We start from the raw sequence: 17,219 nt of genomic DNA, 5'->3' as shown, positions 1-17,219 counted from the left end.
CACTATCGACCGGTTCAGCGGCGGCATCATCTGCTCAACCACCCATTCCCGATGCTCGGTTGCATATCGTGTCATCACCTATTCGCACACCGCCCTCCATTTTGCTTCACTAAGGAAACGGAGGCGACAAGTATCCTGACATGGAGGGCAAGACAAAAAAGTAGGTCGCCGCCCCGCAGGGGTGGTGAAACTGCCTTTGACTTTGAGCCTTTGAAGTTGATTTTGACGTCATGCAGCCGAAGTCGAAGTCGAAATCGAAGCCGAACCAAAAAAACATCAAACCAGCCCCAACGCCCCGATCCCCTCAACATTAAACCTCTCCCTGACCATCACCACCACCCGCCGCGCCAGCGGCAAACTCCTGACGGCTTCCTCCTCGCTCCGCCCGGGAAAGTCCACTTCCGCGCTCCAGTTGCACCCGGTATGGTCAGGCCGGTGCAAGCACACCGCGTGCAACTGGCAACCTTGGCATCCAGGCTGCTCCCGCAGGCAGTCGTTAAGCAAGCGTTTGAGTTCGGGCAGTGGTTTGGTCTGGCGATCCATCATGGACTCCGGTTGCTCGCCGGCGCTCACAGCAGACTGGGCGGGGCCGGGCGGGGCCGAGGTTCCGGGGGCGGAAGCAGGGGAACCGATGGCCGTATCAGTTGATCGCCTTGTCGGCCCGGCATCCCGGGCAAAGGCCGTATAGCACCAGCATGTGTTCACGCAGCACAAAGGAATTGGCGGTGGCCACTTCACGCTGGCGGGCTTCGATGGCTTCGTCCCGAAACTCTTCCACGCGCCCGCAGGCTACGCAGATGAGGTGGTCGTGATGACCGCCCTCATTGAGCTCGAATACCGCATGATCGGCTTCGAAGCTGTGGCGTAGCAGGATATTGGCTTGCACGAGTTGGTTAAGCACGCGGTAGATCGTCGACAAGCCTGCATCGACTTCCTGCGCCAGCAGGATGCGGTAGACGTCTTCGGCACTGAGATGCCGGCGCGGGCTGGCGCGGAAGACTTCAAGCACGCGAACGCGCGGTGATGTTGCCTTGAGTCCGGCGCGCTTGAGGTCAATGGGTTCGATACTGTCGGGAGGCATCAGCATACTGCGGCTTCGCGCCCGGAACGGACGCATCTATCGGAAAGGAAGGTGCTCCGGCGCGGCCGCGCCGCCTCGCGCTTTGCGCTGACGTACGCCATTGCGTGCCGTAAGAGTGCGGCGGGCGGCTTCCCGGCAGGAAGGCCACCCGCGGCTGCAAGCCGTGCTGGCACGGCTCGCGGAATAAAAAAATGGCTTGGCTTGTCAGCCGAAGAGGCGATCGGGAAAGCGGGGTCTGGTTGCTTTCCCGATCCTCCGGTGACTGGCTACTGCCAAACGCTCCGCGGTACGGAGCGGTCCCCACAAAAGACGGTGATGGATGCCGCGTTGCGACACCACAAAATTTCGGTTGCCGCGGACTTGCCGCCGGCCTTGCTCGTATCCTTCTTGTCTCGCGCCGGGGAGCGTTTTGCTTGCCCCGCGTCAGACAGTGAACCTATGGTAAATGGGAATTAATCTCATTACAAGGAAAATTTTCATCTTGTTTCGAAAGCAGGCGGGGCGCGGCAGGGTGAGCCCTGGCTGGGCGCGGGAGCCAAAAAATCGTGCACCGGGCAGCGGGAAAGTCCCCGGCGCACGAGAAGCGCGCGATAACGCATGCGCGGCTAGCGGCGCCGGGCTTGCTGGCTCCTGGCGCCGCTATCTACTGCCTTGTGACGGCCCGCGGGCCTCAGGCGCCTGCGAGCCGGAACGCGCCAACTGCGCGGTGCAACGCATCGGCCTGGTCTTCAAGCGAGGCCGCCGCGGCCGCCGCCTGCTCCACCAGCGCGGCGTTCTGCTGCGCCATCTGGTCCATCTGCGTGACAGCCTGGTTGACCTGCTCGATGCCGCCGGTCTGCTCTTCGGTGGCGGCCCGCATTTCGCCCATCAGGTCGGTAACGCGTTTGACGGCTTCCACGATCTCGTCCATGGCCTGGCCCGCGGTTTCCACCAGTGCCGAGCCATCGTCCACCCGCTGCGCGGAGTTGCCGATCAAGGCCTTGATCTCCTTGGCGGCGGTGGCGCTGCGCTGGGCCAGGCTGCGCACCTCGCCGGCCACCACCGCGAAGCCGCGGCCCTGGTCGCCGGCCCGGGCGGCTTCCACCGCGGCGTTGAGCGCGAGGATATTGGTCTGGAACGCGATGCCTTCGATCACGCCGATGATGTCGACGACCTTGCCCGAGGCCGTCTTGATTTCGCCCATGGTGTTGACCACCTTGCTCACGATGGCGCCGCCGCGCACCGCGATCTCCGAGGCGCCCTCGRCCAGCCGGCTGGCCTGGCGCGCGTTATCCGCGCTCTGGCGCACGGTGCCGGTGAGTTGCTCCATGCTGGCCGCGGTCTGCTCCAGCGACGCCGCCTGTTCCTCGCTGCGGCGCGAGAGGTCGGCGTTGCCGGTGGCGATCTCCCTTGCCGCCCCGGCGATGGAATCGGCCGAGCCGCGGATGCTGCCGATCGCGCCGGTCAGCCGGGTTTGCATTTGCTGCATGGCGAACAACACGCTCTGCTGGTCGCCAGGGGCGGTGTGCACTTCGCTGGCCAGGTCGCCTTCCGCGATACGCGCCGCGATGCGCGAAGTCAGCGCAGGCTCTCCGCCAAGCTGTTTCTGCAGGCCGCTGGCAATGCGCAGCACCACCACGGTCATGAGCGTGCCGATCCCCAGCAGCAGGGCGAGGGATTTGAACAGCGCTTGGCGGAATGCCGCATTGATATCGTCCAGGTAGACGCCGGCGATGAAATTCCAGTCCCACGGCTTGAAGTTCGCCACGTAGCTCAGCTTGGGCTGCGGCGCCTCGGCGCCGGGTTTGGCCCACAGGTAGTGCACATAGCCGCGTCCCACGCTCTTGCCGATCGCGGCGATTTCCCGGAACAGGTAGGTCCCGTTCGGATCCTTGGTGTCCTCCATGTTCTTGCCGTTCATTTCGGGCTTGAATGGATGCATCACCACGACCGCGTCGGAGCGCATTAGCGTGAAGTAGCCGTCTTCGCCAAAGCGCATGGCGCGCACGCGCTCCATGGCCTGCTGCCGGGCTTCCTCCATCGGCATCTTGCCGCCGCGCGCCAGCGCCTCGTACGACTGCACGACGGACAGCGCGGTATCCGTGACGTGGGCCAGGTCGAGTTTCCTCTCTTCGAGCCGCAACTCGCGCATCTGCCAGGCATCCCACAGCGTCAGCCCGAGCAGGCAGACCCAGCTCAGGAGCAATGGCAACAGTAATTTCTTCCTCAGGCTCAGGCGTTCCAGCATCTTTTCTCCCCGGTTCTTAGATATGGATTGACTCCACTCCTCCGCGATAACGGCGCACCGGAAGGCAAACTTGACGCTATGGCGCTAGGGGATTTCCTCAGGTGTGGAAAGGGATTCAGGGCGATCGGATGTCTCACGTGCGCGTCGCCGCACAATCCCTTTCACGTCGTGGATATTCGCGCACTTGACCCGGTTGGACGGGCCAATTGCCTGGCGCGTTTAGCGGGCGTCCTTCGGCCGGTCGCCCTTGGGCCAGTCCTTTGCCCTGCCCGCATAATCTGGACGCGGCTGCTGGGTGAAGTAGGCCGCGACATCCACGGCATCCTGCGCCGATAGCGTTCCGCCCTGGCCGAGCGGCATATTGTGTTTGACGAAGGCGGCTGCCGTGTACATGCGTGCCATGCCGGCCCCGACATTGAACGAGTCCTTGCCCCAGACTGGCGGGAAAATGTAGCCGCCTTGCGGGTTCCTGGTACCTTGGCCTTCCGCCCCATGGCAGGAGGCACATTGCGCTGCGTACACCGCCTTGCCATGCACACGGTCCGGCACCAGCGAGGTATCCATTTTTTCGAATCCTCTGCCAGTCACGTTCGTGCCAGTCGGGACGCCGGTGGAGAGCCACTTCATGTAGGACAGGATGGCATTCATCTCAGCCGAGTCGAATGGAAGCGGCTTGCCATTCATCGAGCGCTGGAAGCAGTCGTTAATGCGTTCCTGAAGGGAGTTGACCTTGGCGCTGCGGGACCGGTATTCCGGAAAGACGCCGGTGAGGCCCACCCAGGGCGACGCATAGGCCGTTGTCCCGGCATTGAGGTGACAGCTTGAGCAATTCAGGCCATTGCCGACATTGCGGGGAAGTTGTTTATGGGTGTCCGTCAGCAACACCTTGCCGCGCTTGATGGCATCGCCCATCGGTCCCTTGGGAATCGATGCTTCATCAGGCACGGGCATGGCCACGGTCGCCGGCTGCGAAAGTGCTGGCGCGCTGACTGCCGCCAGCAAGGCCATGGCCGCAATGCCAAGTTTGATGGTGTTCACGAGTGTCTCCTCCGGGAAGGGTGTGCCGACGGGTTTGTGTTTGTATTTTTGTGGATCTGCACTTGGCGTGCTCTCCATCTGTTCATGACTTGCCTAGTGTTGTCATCAACAAGCCCAGGTGGCTCCAGGCTGCAGCGAGCCCCGGGGCCTAAGCCCGTTGCATGTCCGATTTCATTCGCTCAACCACCTCGAAGACGACCATGCCGGCCACCATGGCGACAACAAAGCCCACGGCCTTCGGATAGCCCGCACCCATTGCAACCAGCGCGGGACCCGGGCAGAAGCCCGCCAGGCCCCAGCCGATGCCGAACGCGGTGCTGCCCAGGACAAGCCTCGGCGTTATCCCGGTGCTGGCCGGGAGTTGGACCGGCAGTCCCAGCAACGAGCGCTTGCGGCGCTTGGCAATGAAAAAAGCGAGCGAGCCGAGGACTATCGCTCCGGCCATCACAAAGGCCAGGGAGGGGTCCCAGCGTCCCGCCAGGTCGAGGAAGCCCAGCACCTTGGCCGGATTGGCCATGCCGGAAACCATCAGGCCGATGCCGAAGAGCAGGCCGGCCAGCAATGCAGTGACGGCGCTCATGTCAGCCTCCAATCATGTGTCGTCCCACCAGGACGGTCAGGAAGCCCGCCGCCATGAAGGTCATGGTCGCGACCAGCGAACGCATGGACCCGCGCGAGATACCGCACACGCCATGGCCGCTCGTGCAGCCGCTTGCGTAGCGGGTGCCGATGCCGACCAGGAAGCCGGCGACCAGGATTTCGCCCCAGCTGGCCTGAATGTCGGGAGTCGCCGGCTTGCCAAGCAGGCTGGCGAGGACAGGAGTCCCGACCAACCCGGCGAGGAAGGCCACGCGCCACGCCATGTCATTGCGCGGCGAGCTGAGCAGACCCCCGACGATGCCGCTGATGCCCGCAATCCGGCCGTTGAACAGGACGAGCACGGCAGCAGCCGCGCCGATGATGAGCCCTCCGGCCAGCGATAAGGCAGGCGTGAAATTACCCAGGTCAATCAACATACCGCCTCCTACTTGGTGTTGGCGCAAAACTGCTCATACAGCACAGCCATGACGGCAAGCGCCTCCTGGCTGGCAATGGAATAGAAGATGCTCTTCCCCTCGCGGCGCGTTGTCACCAGACCGCTTTCGCGTAGCACGGCGAGCTGCTGGGAAAGCGTCGGTTGCCGGATGCCGAGCTGTTCTTCCAACTCGCCGACGGACAACTCGCCCCGGGACAACTGGCACATGAGCAGCAGGCGGTCTTGATTGGCGAGCACCTTGAGCAGCGCGCAGGCTTGCGCGGCAGCGGCTTGCATGGTGCCAAGGTCAATGGCGGGATGGTTCTCGCTCATGGTCTGCCATCAATTTCAATGTTGATATTATATTGATAAATATAATGTTTGTGAATAGAGTGTGTGGCGTCCAAACGTGCAGGCGACCACCACACCATCGCAGGCGCCTGTAATGGAACGTAACCACCTGCCATGCGTCACGTCATTGCGGTTTCAAATGAGAACCATTATCCTTTCGCCTATTTGCTTAAGCCGCCACCCGAGACCGGGGAACATGGCGGCTGAGGCAGGCTGACAAGTGTGGCGCCAGGAAAAAACAGGCTGCCGGGCGCCGGAAAATCGACATGACCGAAACATCGCTGGGGGCAGGCCAGCAGCAGCGGGCCTTCTGGCTCAAGCACCTGCATCAGTGGCACTGGATCAGCTCGGCGCTTTGCCTGATCGGCATGCTGCTGTTTGCTGTCACCGGCTTTACGTTGAATCACGCCGGCCAGATAGAGGCTCGCCCGCAAGTGGTCACTCGCACTGCGACCGCGCCGGCCAGCCTGACGGCTGCCTTGCGCCAGGCCCGGCATGCCGACAAGGGTCCGGTGCCCGCGGCGCTCGGCGACTGGCTCACGCGGGAATTCGATATCGACGCAGGCGGCCGCGAGGCCGAGTGGTCGGGCGATGAGATTTACGTCGCGCTGCCCCGGCCGGGTGGCGACGCCTGGGTCAGCCTGGCGCTGGACAGCGGCGAGGTGCAGTACGAGAAGACCACGCGCGGCTGGATCTCCTACCTGAACGACCTGCACAAGGGCCGCAACACCGGCCGCGCCTGGAGTCTGTTCCTGGACGTGTTCGCCGCGGCCTGCCTGATCTTCAGCATCACCGGGCTGTTCCTGCTCAAGCTGCACGCCGGTGGCCGCATGGCAACCTGGCCGCTGGTCGGGCTGGGCCTGGTGGTGCCGCTGCTGCTGGCCCTGCTGTACATCCACTGAGCGGCACCGCCAGCGAGCCGTGCCTCTAACGATCGCTTTCACAGTTTCACAGTTCACAGACGAGGACCCGTTTATGCGCCGATTGCTTACCGTCACCCTTACCGGCATGGCCGCGGTTCCGTTCGCCGGCCCGGCCGTGGCGGCCGAAATGAACGTCAAGGTAGAGATTCCGCGGCTGAACGTGGCGGAGTACCACCGGCCCTACGTCTCGATGTGGATCGAGCGGGCCGACCAGAGCCCGGCCGCCACGCTGGCGGTCTGGTACGACGTCAAGCACAAGGATGGCGAAGGCACCAAGTGGCTCAAGGACATGCGCCAGTGGTGGCGCAAGGCCGGGCGCGATATGCAGATGCCCGCCGATGGCATCTCCGGCGCCACGCGCGCAGCCGGGGAGCACACGCTCACTTTCACCGATGCCAAGGCACCGCTGGGCAAGCTGCCCGCTGGCGACTACCAGCTCGTGGTGGAAGCCGCCCGCGAGGTCGGTGGTCGCGAACTGCTGCGCGTGCCCTTTGCATGGCCGCCGAAGGCCGCCGCCTCGGCCAAGGCAAAAGGCGAGCATGAACTCGGTGGCGTTTCGGTCGACCTGAAGCCCTGAGCCCCCCATTCCCTAGGAGCATGACGATGAAGACTTTCGCCACCAAACTGCCCGTCCGGGCCGCCGTGCTGGCTCTCGCCGCGCTGATGCCGCTGGCCGCTCACGCACACCGCCAGTGGCTGTTGCCGTCGGCCACCGTGCTCTCGGGCAGCGACCCGTGGGTGACGGTCGACGCAGCCGTGTCGAACGACCTGTTCTACTTCGAACACGTCCCGCTGCGCCTGGACAACCTCGCCGTGACCGCGCCGGACGGCGCCGCGGCGAAAGTCGAGAACGCCAGCACGGGCCGCTACCGCAGCACCTTCGACGTGCACCTGACCCAGCCGGGCACCTACAAGGTAGCCATGGTCAGCCACGGCCTGTTCGCCAGCTACAAGGTGGATGGCCAGGCCAAGCGCTGGCGCGGTTCGGCGGAAGCCTTCGCCAGGGAGGTGCCGGCCGGCGCGCAGGACCTGCAGGTGACGCAGGCCGACAGCCGCCTGGAAGCCTTCGTCACGGCGGGCAAGCCGACCGCCAAGGTGCTGCAGACTACGGGCCGCGGGCTGGAACTGGCGCCGGTGACGCACCCGAACGACCTGGTCGCGGGCGATGCCGCCAGCTTCCGCCTGCTGCTCGACGGCAAGCCCGCCGGCAACGTCAAGGTGGCGGTGGTGCCGGGCGGCATCCGCTATCGCGACCAGTTGCAGGAGATGTCGTTCACCACCGACGCCGACGGCAAGTTCAGCGTCAAGTGGCCGGCGCCGGGCATGTACTGGATGGAAGCCGAGGTCCGCGACGACAAGGTCGCGGTCAAGGAAGCCAAGACACGCCGCGCCAGCTACGCGGCCACGGTCGAGGTGCTGCCGCAGTAATCGCTGTCGACAGCAGGCCGCCAGCCGGACCTTCGTCCGGCTGGCGGCGCAAGCCCCGGGCCGCCGGTGCGCTTTTTGTGTTCCCGTAGTTTCGCTTTCATCGTCTTTCCAGGTTCACCCGCATGCAGCGTGTCCTCGTTCCCCTTTCGCTTGGCGCCGCCCCGCCCACGCCCGATGCGGCGGCGCGCGTTTGCCGGCGGCAGGGCGAGACCATGGGCACCACATGGTCGGTAGCATGGGCCGCGCCGCCTGGCGCCATCGGCGAAGACGCGCTCGACGCCGGCATCCGTGCCGTGCTGGCCGGCGTGATCGCGCAGATGAGCAACTGGGACGAAACCTCGGACCTCAGCCGCTTCAACCGCGCCGCGGCGGGCGACTGGCAGGTGCTGCCGGCCGACTGCTTTAACGTGCTGCAAGCCGCGCTGCAAGTCGCGCGCGATAGCGGCGGTGCCTACGATCCCAGCGCGGGGCCGCTGGTGGACCTTTGGGGCTTCGGCCCGGCGCCTCGGCGCAGCGAAGCGCCGGCGCTGGCCGAGATCGAACAGGCGCACGCGCTGTGCGGGTGGCAGCGTATCGCGTTCGACGAGGCCGGCTGCCGCGTGCGGCAGCCGGGCGGCCTCCGGCTGGATTTCTGCGCCATCGCCAAGGGCTTCGGGGTGGACGCCGTGTCGCGCTACCTGACCGGGCAGGGCATCGGCAGCCACCTGGTCGAGATTGGCGGCGAGTTGCGCGGCCGCGGCGTCAAGCCCGACGGGCTGCCGTGGTGGGTGGCGCTGGAAACGCCGCCCGGCGGCGGCGCGGCAGGCCACGAGACGCTGGTCGCGCTGCATGGCCTGTCGGTCGCCACCTCGGGCGACTACCGCCGCTACTTCGACAGCGAAGGGCGCCGCTACGCCCACACGCTGGACCCGCGCACCGGGTATCCGGCCAGCCATGCGCTAGCCTCGGTCACGGTGCTGCACCCGCAATGCATGCTGGCCGATGCGTTCTCCACCGCGCTGACCGTGCTGGGGCCGGAGGCCGGCATGGTGTTCGCGCGCCGCCATGCGCTGGCCGCGCGCTTCCTGATCCGCCATAGCGGTGGCTTCGACGAACGCCTGTCACCGGCTTTCGAGGCCATGCTGTCATGAGTCCGCCGGATACCGCTGCCTCGCTACCGGCCGAAGCGCCCGCCGCGCAGAGCGCGCGCACGCAGAACCACGTCAGCCGCGCCGAGCGGCACATGCGCGCCATCCGCATCGCAACCGCGCTCGGCATGCTGGCAGGCCTCGCCGGTCTGGCCCTCGCCTTCTTCGCGCCGACCCGCGCGGGCATGGCCGCCGGCGTGGTCATCGCCTACGCCGGGTTCTGCGCGGCCGTGATCGCCCGGCATCGCCGCCGGCACGCGCGCGCCGGTCTGCTGGCGCAAGCCAGGGATGGTGCCACGCTGGTGGCCTACGCCAGCCAGAGCGGGTTTGCCGGGCGGCTTGCGCTGCAGACCGCGCAGGCGCTGCAGGATGCCGGCGTGCCCGCGCAGTTGCTGTCCTTCGCCGAGCTGGACGCCGGCCGGCTTGGCAACTGCCGCCAGGCCCTGTTCGTGGTCAGCACCACCGGTGAGGGCGATGCGCCCGACAGCGCGTCGGGCTTCGCGCGCCGGCTGACGGCGGCGGCCGGCCCCGGCGGCCTGCGCGAACTGCGCTACGGCATTCTCGCGCTCGGCGACCGCAGCTATGCCCATTTCTGTGCCTTTGGCCACACGCTGTCGGCATGGCTGCAGCGGCAGCACGCGCAAGCGCTCTTCGACATGGTGGAGGTCGACAACGGCGACGCCGGCGCGCTGCGCCACTGGCAGAACCACCTCAGCGCACTCAGTGGCGGCGCGGAGATCGCCGACTGGGAAAAGCCACGCTACGCCGAATGGCTGCTGCACGAGCGCCGCCTGCTCAACCCGGGCAGCCCCGGCTCGCCGGCCTTCCACCTGGCGCTGGTGCCGCCGGCGGGCGAGGCGCCGTCATGGCAAGCCGGCGACATCGCCGAGATCGGCCCCTGCCACGCGCCGGCCGAAGTGGAACGCATGCTGGCAAGGCTGTCGCTGGACGGCGCCACGCCGGTGCGCTGCGACGGTGTGTCGGCCACGCTGGCGCAAGCGCTGGCCACGCGCATCGTCCTGCCCGAGCCGCATCTTGCCGCACTTGCCGGGGTGACGCCGCAGCGGCTGGTGGATACGTTGCCGCTGCTGCCGCACCGCGAGTATTCGATTGCCTCGATCCCGCAGGACGGGCGGCTGGAACTGCTGGTGCGCCAGCAGCGCCATGACGATGGCCGCCTCGGGCTGGCCTCCGGCTGGCTGACCGCGCATGCGCAGCCGGGCGCCGGCATTGCGCTGCGTATCCGCACCAACCGCGGCTTTCATCCGCCCGCCGACGGCCGTCCGCTGATCCTGATCGGCAATGGCACCGGCCTGGCTGGCCTGCGCGCGCATCTCAAGGCGCGCGCAGCGGCTGGCCATCATCGCAACTGGCTGCTGTTCGGCGAGCGCACCGCGCAGCACGACGCGTTCCACCGCGATGAACTTGCCGCATGGCAGGCCGAAGGGGTCTTGCAGCGGATGGATCTGGTGTTCTCGCGCGACGGCGGTGCCCTGCATTACGTGCAGGACGCGGTGCGCGCGTTGGCCGGCGCAGTGCGGGATTGGGTCGGGGCGGGCGCGGCCATCTACGTTTGCGGCAGCCTGCAGGGCATGGCGGGCGGCGTCAACGAGGCGCTCGCCGAGGTGCTGGGCGAAGAGGCGCTGCTGCAACTGGGGGAGCAAGGGCGCTACCGGCGCGACGTTTACTGAAGGCGGATCGGGCCACGGCAGCGCCATGCCGGCCTGTCAGGCGGTGTCCGCCGTCACCTCCATCAGCGCATCCACCACCACCGCCCCGCCCGCGCTCACCATCACCGGGTTGAGATCGACCGAGCGGATCGCGCCGTTCGCCTCATGCATCAGGTTGCCCACGCGTACCGCGATCCGGCACAGCGCGGCCACGTCCACGGCAGGTTCGCCGCGCACGCCCGCCAGCAGCGGCGCGATGCGCAAGCCGGCCACGGCGCGCTCCACCGCGGCTTCGGTGCAGGGTGCCAGCAGTACCGCCGTGTCGCGCAGCACCTCCACGTATTTGCCCCCGTCGCCCACCAGCACCACCGGCCCGAATACCGGGTCCCAGTGCGCGCCCACCATGCATTCGCGCTGGCCGCGCTCCATGCGCGCCACGACCACGCCTTCGCAAGCCGCGCCGAGCGTTTCCAGGATGCCGGTCTGCGCGAGATAGGCATGCGCCACCGCGTGCTCGTCATTGCAGTTCAGCGCCACCAGGCCATGTTCGCTCTTGTGCGGCACCTGTGGGGAGCTAGCCTTGACGGCCACCGGCCCCTGCAGCGCGCGCCACGCCGCGACGGCCTCGTCCACGCTGTGGCACAGCTGGTGCGCCACCACCGGGAAGCCGGCCGACGCCAGCCGCGCGAGGCTCGCCGCCTCGCTCAGCGTGTGGCCGGCAACACGCGATACGGCCCCCGCAGCCGGCGGCTGGCGCGCCTGCAACAGCGTGTCTTCCGTGGCGATGTCGCGCAGCCGCTGCTGGTGCGTGACCAGTTGCGCGAAGGCCGCCAGCGCCTCGGCCCCGCTCGTGTACACGGGCACGTTGACGGCGCGGAAGGCGGCCGCCACCGGGGCCTGCCATGCCGCGACGGCAATCGGCTTGCCGGCGCTGTCGGCAAAGCTGGCGGCATCGCGGGCGAAGCGCGGCAGGTCGTAGCCCATCCCGGCCACAGGGATATCGAGCAGCAGCAGGTCGGCCGAGGGGTCCGCCGCCACCACGGGGAGCACGTCGCCAAACAGTCCGCTGTTGGTCAGCAGGGCAGCGGTGACGTCGACCGGATTGGCGGTGGACGCGAACCCCGGCAGCCGCGCGCCCAGCGCCGCCTGCGTGGCCTGCGCCAGCGGTGCCAGCGACAGGCCGAGCGGCTCGGCGGCATCGGCGGCCATGACGCAGCTCGCGCCGGAATTGCTCACCACCACCAGCCCCCGCCCGCTGGCCTGCCAGCCGCGCAGGTACAGCGGCGCGCAGCGCACCAGCGCGTGCGCGTCGTCCACGCGCCAGATGCCGTGCCGCGCCAGGAATGCCCCCACCGCGCGGTCCTCGTTGGCGATGGCGCCGGTATGCGATGCCGCCGCGCGCTGCCCCGCGCTGGAGCGGCCTGCCTTGACCGCCACGATGGGCACGCCGCGCCGGCGCGCCRCCGCGGCGGCTTCGGCCAGCACCGCGGGGTCGGTCAGGCCTTCCAGGTAGAGCAGGACCAGCCGCACATCGGGATCGTGCGCCACGGCCAGCGCCAGTTCGCTCACCGTGATGTCGGCCTCGTTGCCGGTGGCGTGCATATGCCGCACGCCGATGCCTTGTCCGCGCAGCAGGCCGTAGACCATGGCGCCGACGCCGCCGCTCTGGCTCAACACGGCCACCGGGCCATCCTGCGGCGGCACTTCGATAAACATGGTGGAGAAGCTGGCAATGGTGCCGGTGCCGAAGTTGGCCAGGCCCTGGCTGTTCGGCCCCACCAGGCGCAGTCCGGCAGCCGCCGCGACGCGCACCATTTCGTCCTGCTGGCGGCGGCCCTCCTCGCCGGCTTCGCCGAAGCCCGAGGCAATCACGATGGCGGCGGCCACACCAAGGCGAGCGCAATCGCGCACCGCGGATACCGCCGCATCGCCGCTCACTACGACGATGGCCAGTTCGGGCACCTCGGGCAGCGCATCGAGCGAGGCAAAGGCCTGCAGTCCCTGGATGGTGTCGCGCTGCGGGTTCACCGGGTAGAGCTTGCCGGCGTAGCCATGCTCGCGCATGTAGTGGATGGGACGGCCGCCGATCTTGTGGATATGGTCGGAAGCGCCGATCACCGCGATCGAGCGCGGTGCCAGCAAGGCTTGCAAGGTCTGGTTCATGATGATGCGATCCAAAAGCTAAGGCCGGGCGGCGCCGGCAGCACGGCGGCAAGCGCGATCGTGCCCGCCAGCAGGGCGGCTACGTCATGCGATGCGGCTACTCGCGCCGGAAGCGCAGCAGCGTGCGTTCGCCGTGGCGCATGAAGGCGGCCCGCACGCGCTCGCCGATGGTCACGCCAGGCTCGGCATGGGCCATGACGCGCGGGCCTTCGTCGAGTGTGGCCAGCACCAGTGTGTAAGGCGCCAGCGCGCGGAATTCTTCAGTAGGGGCGCGTGAGACTTCGGTGACGGAATGGATGGTGGCGCCGCCGCCCGCATCGCGCCAGGCCAGCCGCGTGCTGCCGCAGGCGCGGCACGCGTGGCGCTGCAGCGGCTGCCACGCGCCGCAATCCTCGCACGCCTGGTAACGCACGAGGCCGGCGTCCAGGCCTGCCTGGTAGGGATGGTCTGTGCTCATGACAATGTCCTTGGCGAGTGCACCAAATGCAGCGCTGGTTCGTTCCCCTCTCCCGCTTGCGGGAGAGGGGGCGGGGGAGAGGGCGGGCGTGCGCAAGAGCAAAGATGCTCACTGCCAGCGAGCCAGGCATCAGGCATTGCATGCGCTCTCATCCCGCCTCCAGCACCAGGCTCACATGCGACGAGAGCACGCCCCCGTCCGCGTGAAACAGCGCGCGTTTGCGCGCCGGCACCTGTCGCGCGCCCGCCTTCCCCGCAAGCTGCCGCATGGCTTCCGCCAGATGCATCAGCCCGCCCGCGACGCCCGAATGTCCGAACGCCAGCAAGCCGCCATGCGTGTTGAGCGGCAGCGCGCCATCGCGGCCGAAATCTCCCGCCGCCAGCCGCGCCGGGGACGCACCGCGCCCGGCCACGCCAAGTTCCTCCAGCAGCATCGCCAGCGTGATGGTGAATGAGTCGTAGATCGCCAGGTAATCGATCTGCGCCACCGTGTTGCCGGCTTCCGCCAGCGCGCGCCGCGCGGCATCGGCCGCGCCCGTGGCCAGCACGCTTTCCAGCGCGCACAGGTGCTGGTGGCGATGCGCCTGGCCCGCGCCGGTCACGCGCACCGGGGTGCCGCTGCCCGGCCCGGCGGACACCACCAGCGCCACCGCGCCATCGGAGATCGGGCAGCAGTCCGACAGCCGCAGCGGCGTGGCGATGGGCCTGGCGGCGCGCGCGGCGTCCAGCGTCATGGGCTCGCGCAGGTGGGCGTCGGGATGGCTCGCGGCGTGCTCGCGCATCAGCACCGCGAAGCCGCTGAGCGCGTCGGCGTGCATGCCGGTCTCGGCAAGATAGCGCGAAGCCAGCAAGGCGTAGTACGCCGGCACGGAGGCGCCATTTGGCACTTCCATCTCCGGCTCGCCGACCTGTGCCAGCGTCTGGATCGACTGGTCGCGGCTCTGGCCGGAGAGCCGGTTCTCGCCGGCCACCACCAGCACATGGCGGCAGCGGCCCGCACCCACCAGCTCGCGCGCCAGCATCGCCATGACGCCGCCGGTCGCGCCGCCCGAGGCCACGCCATGCGCGTAAGCGGGATCGAGCGACGCGTACTCGCAAAAGCGCGTGGCCAGCATCAGGTGGGGCAGGGTGGTGGCGTAGCCGCACAGCACGCCGTCGATATCGGTGCGGGCCAGGCCCGCATCGGCCAGCGCGGCGTCGGTGGCGGCCGCCATCAGCGTCAGCGGCGTGCTGCCCTCGATACGGCCAAAGCGCGTATTGCCCGCGCCGCGCAGGTAGGCTGCGTGTTGCATGATGCCTCGCTCAGTGCTTCATGATTTCGACGCTTCAGGATTTCAACGTTTCAGCAGCGGGCACTGGGACTTGGACACCGGCATGAAGGCCTGGTCGCCCGGCACCGTGGCCAGCAGCTTGTAGTAGTCCCACGGGTACTTCGACTCCGCCGGCGTCTTGACCTCGAACAGGTACATGTCGTGGATCATGCGGCCGTCTTCGCGGATGCGGCCGTTCCTGGCGAAGAAATCGTTGATCGGCATGGCCTTCATCTGCTTCATCACCGCTACGGTCTCGTCGGTGCCCGCGGCCTGGATCGCCTTGAGGTAATGCATCACCGATGAGTAAGTCCCGGCCTGGCTCATGTTCGGCATCTTCTTCAGCTTCTCGAAGTACCGGCGCGACCATGCGCGCGTGGCGTCGTTCATGTCCCAGTAGAAGCCTTCGGTGAGCAGCAGCCCGGACGCGGTCTTCAGGCCGATGGCGTGGATGTCGTTGATGTACAGCAGCAGCCCCGCCATGCGCTGGTTGCCGCCCTTGGTCAGGCCGAATTCGCTGGCCGCCTTGATGGCGTTGACGGCGTCGCCGCCGGCGTTGGCCAGGCCCACCACCTGCGCCTTGCTGGACTGCGCTTGCAGCAGGTAGGAGGCGAAATCGCTGGCGCCGATGGGATGGCGCGCCGCGCCCAGCACCTTGCCGCCGGTTTCGTTGATCACCGCCGTGGCCGATTCCTGCAGCGTGTGGCCGAAGGCGTAGTCCGCGGTCAGGAAGAACCAGGTCTTGCCGCCGCGCTGCACCACTGCGCGCGCGGTGGAGTTGGCGAGCGCGTAGGTGTCGTACGCGTAGTGCACCGAGATCGGCGTGCACAGGTCGTTGGTAATGCGCTCGGTACCGGGGCCGGAGAACACCACGATGCGGTTCTTCTGCTTGGCGACTTCCAGCACCGCCAGCGCGGGAGCGGAGGCGGCGACGTCGAGGATGGCGTCGACGTGGCCCGTATCGAACCACTCGCGCGCCTTGCTGGCGGCGATGTCGGCCTTGTTCTGGTGATCGGCCACCACCAGCTCGATCTTCTTGCCCAGCACCTTGCCGCCGAAGTCGTCGATGGCCATCTGCGCGGCGGCGGCGCTGCCGCGCCCGGTGACGTCGGCGTACAGGCCGCTCATGTCGAGGATCAGCCCGATCTTGACCTCGTCATCGGAAATGCCGGCCTTGGCGGCTTGCGCGCTGGCCTGCCCGGCGCCGCACAGCAGCGCGGCCGCAATGGTCAGTGCGCCCAATGGACGGCGCAGCAGCGAATGGCTTCGTTTCATGGTGATCTCCTCCAGCGCGGCCTCTCGGGCCTGCTTCTTTATGGTGCTTCGGCGAAACAGCGGGGAACGGCACGGCGCCGTCGGCGCCGGCTTGTCTAGCTAGACCGTGGCGATCGGCGTGGCAGGCGAGCCCACCGCGCCCGGCAGCCGCAGCGGCGGCGCCGTCAGCATGAAACGCGAGCGCTGGTTGGCGCGCAGCCACTGCGCCAGTTCCTTCATGTACCAAAGCTCGCCCAGCGGCAGGCCGAGCTTGAACAGGCAGTGGTGGTGCAGCGGCAGCAGCGGGTGGTTGGGCTGGTCCGCCGGCGCGGGCCGCGCGGGGTAGCGCTCCACCGCGTAGTTGTCGGCAATCAGCGCGGCGATGCCGGAGTCTGTGATCCAGTTCAGCAGGCGGTCGTCGCGGCCGTCCAGCGCGCAGCAGCTGTGATGCAGCACGGTTTCATCCGGCTCGCGCTGCATCGACAGCACCACTTCGGCAAAGCCGGTACGCAGCAACAGCATGTCGCCCGTCTCCACCTCGATGCGGTCGGCCTCCAGCGCGCGCATCAGGTCGTCGTAGCCGACGTTGCGGAAATCCTGGCCGAAGGCATGGGCCAGGTCGACCAGCACGCCGCGCCCCTGCATGCCCTTTACGGCGAAGTTCTCGATGCCGAGCGCGCGCGCCTCGCTATGGTCGTGGCCGCACGCGTGGGCGGCGAAGTGGTCGTCCTCAGCGTAGTCCACCGGGCCCACGATATGCTCGTTGGCGCGATAGCCGTTGTAGTAGACGCGCTCCGGCCGCCCGTCGCCGTCGGCGTCGAACAGCGCGCCCACGTGGGCCAGGGAGTCCCATTGCGTGGAGTACTGCAGCGACAGCAGCACCTGGTCGTCGCTGATCACGTCGGTGGCGGTGGGGTCCACCTTGGCCAGCGGGAAGTTCACATACGGGATGTCGTCGCGGAACGTGGGGCGCAGCACCGGCGGATGGCGACGCGGGTTGAGCTTGTTGCCGCCGGGATAGTCCAGCGGCAGCGACAGGCAGAACGACAGCCCGGCCTGAATCTCGCGCGCGCCCTTGCGGACCTGCTCGGGGCCGATCAGGTTGACGCGGCCAAGYTGGTCGTCGGGGCCGAAATCGCCCCAGTTGGAACCCTGCGGTCGTTGCTTCCAGCGCAT

The 17,219-nt window shown here is 67.7% G+C and carries 17 protein-coding genes; 5 read left to right on the top strand and 12 right to left on the bottom strand.

Annotated elements, in window-relative coordinates; all coding sequences use genetic code 11:
• Window positions 1-276: 276 nt before the first annotated feature.
• From AC1DT6_RS19580 to AC1DT6_RS19550, 7 genes are all read right to left on the bottom strand, one after another.
• Window positions 277-543 (bottom strand): hypothetical protein, encoded by a 267-nt coding sequence (locus AC1DT6_RS19580; protein WP_441634296.1) that lies wholly within the window; start codon window positions 541-543, stop codon window positions 277-279.
• A 97-nt stretch (window positions 544-640) separates the two neighbouring features.
• Window positions 641-1,087: a ferric iron uptake transcriptional regulator gene (gene fur, locus AC1DT6_RS19575; RefSeq protein ID WP_276286337.1), complete on the bottom strand. Its 447-nt coding sequence runs from the start codon at window positions 1,085-1,087 to the stop codon at window positions 641-643.
• A 664-nt stretch (window positions 1,088-1,751) separates the two neighbouring features.
• Window positions 1,752-3,308 carry a methyl-accepting chemotaxis protein gene (locus AC1DT6_RS19570; RefSeq protein ID WP_477114818.1) on the bottom strand — a complete coding sequence of 519 codons (1,557 nt, stop codon included), beginning with the start codon at window positions 3,306-3,308 and terminating at the stop codon, window positions 1,752-1,754.
• A 219-nt stretch (window positions 3,309-3,527) separates the two neighbouring features.
• The gene (locus AC1DT6_RS19565; protein WP_477101792.1) at window positions 3,528-4,346 is read right to left on the bottom strand and encodes a c-type cytochrome; all 819 of its coding nucleotides are present in this window, start codon (window positions 4,344-4,346) and stop codon (window positions 3,528-3,530) included.
• 148 nt (window positions 4,347-4,494) lie between these two features.
• Window positions 4,495-4,926 carry a DUF6691 family protein gene (locus AC1DT6_RS19560; RefSeq protein ID WP_441634241.1) on the bottom strand — a complete coding sequence of 144 codons (432 nt, stop codon included), beginning with the start codon at window positions 4,924-4,926 and terminating at the stop codon, window positions 4,495-4,497.
• A gap of 1 nt (window position 4,927) precedes the next feature.
• Window positions 4,928-5,362, bottom strand: coding sequence for a YeeE/YedE family protein (locus AC1DT6_RS19555; RefSeq protein ID WP_441634243.1), 435 nt, complete (start codon window positions 5,360-5,362; stop codon window positions 4,928-4,930).
• Between the two features lie 8 nt (window positions 5,363-5,370).
• On the bottom strand, window positions 5,371-5,694 hold the full coding sequence (locus tag AC1DT6_RS19550) for a metalloregulator ArsR/SmtB family transcription factor (protein WP_441634245.1): 324 nt from the start codon (window positions 5,692-5,694) through the stop codon (window positions 5,371-5,373).
• Window positions 5,695-5,978: 284 nt separating this feature from the next.
• Here AC1DT6_RS19550 and AC1DT6_RS19545 point away from each other — a divergent pair, with 284 nt between their 5' ends.
• The 5 genes from AC1DT6_RS19545 (at window position 5,979) to AC1DT6_RS19525 (ending at window position 10,881) form a co-directional block, all read left to right on the top strand.
• Entirely contained in the window at window positions 5,979-6,614 is a 636-nt protein-coding gene (locus AC1DT6_RS19545) for a PepSY-associated TM helix domain-containing protein (protein WP_045236487.1), read from the top strand.
• 73 nt (window positions 6,615-6,687) lie between these two features.
• Window positions 6,688-7,212, top strand: a complete 525-nt coding sequence (locus tag AC1DT6_RS19540) for a DUF2271 domain-containing protein (protein WP_441634248.1) — start codon at window positions 6,688-6,690, stop codon at window positions 7,210-7,212.
• Between the two features lie 26 nt (window positions 7,213-7,238).
• On the top strand, window positions 7,239-8,063 hold the full coding sequence (locus tag AC1DT6_RS19535; RefSeq protein ID WP_441634250.1) for a DUF4198 domain-containing protein: 825 nt from the start codon (window positions 7,239-7,241) through the stop codon (window positions 8,061-8,063).
• A gap of 122 nt (window positions 8,064-8,185) precedes the next feature.
• Complete coding sequence (locus AC1DT6_RS19530) at window positions 8,186-9,193, top strand: FAD:protein FMN transferase (RefSeq protein WP_441634252.1); 1,008 nt, start codon at window positions 8,186-8,188, stop codon at window positions 9,191-9,193.
• 125 nt (window positions 9,194-9,318) lie between these two features.
• Entirely contained in the window at window positions 9,319-10,881 is a 1,563-nt protein-coding gene (locus AC1DT6_RS19525) for a sulfite reductase subunit alpha (protein ID WP_441634298.1), read from the top strand.
• 36 nt (window positions 10,882-10,917) lie between these two features.
• Here the strand turns inward: AC1DT6_RS19525 and AC1DT6_RS19520 are convergent, their stop codons facing one another.
• The 5 genes from AC1DT6_RS19520 to AC1DT6_RS19500 form a co-directional block, all read right to left on the bottom strand.
• Complete coding sequence (locus AC1DT6_RS19520) at window positions 10,918-13,023, bottom strand: acetate--CoA ligase family protein (RefSeq protein ID WP_477114817.1); 2,106 nt, start codon at window positions 13,021-13,023, stop codon at window positions 10,918-10,920.
• A 97-nt stretch (window positions 13,024-13,120) separates the two neighbouring features.
• Complete coding sequence (locus AC1DT6_RS19515) at window positions 13,121-13,480, bottom strand: Zn-ribbon domain-containing OB-fold protein (protein WP_441634256.1); 360 nt, start codon at window positions 13,478-13,480, stop codon at window positions 13,121-13,123.
• 148 nt (window positions 13,481-13,628) lie between these two features.
• Window positions 13,629-14,771, bottom strand: a complete 1,143-nt coding sequence (locus AC1DT6_RS19510; RefSeq protein ID WP_477101794.1) for a thiolase family protein — start codon at window positions 14,769-14,771, stop codon at window positions 13,629-13,631.
• 42 nt (window positions 14,772-14,813) lie between these two features.
• Window positions 14,814-16,064, bottom strand: a complete 1,251-nt coding sequence (locus AC1DT6_RS19505) for an ABC transporter substrate-binding protein (RefSeq protein WP_441634260.1) — start codon at window positions 16,062-16,064, stop codon at window positions 14,814-14,816.
• Between the two features lie 99 nt (window positions 16,065-16,163).
• Complete coding sequence (locus tag AC1DT6_RS19500; protein WP_441634262.1) at window positions 16,164-17,219, bottom strand: cyclase family protein; 1,056 nt, start codon at window positions 17,217-17,219, stop codon at window positions 16,164-16,166.

Source organism: Cupriavidus sp. 01L45, from assembly GCF_056399885.1.
Note: the sequence above shows the minus strand (reverse complement) of the source record. Positions and strands in the feature narration are given on the sequence as shown.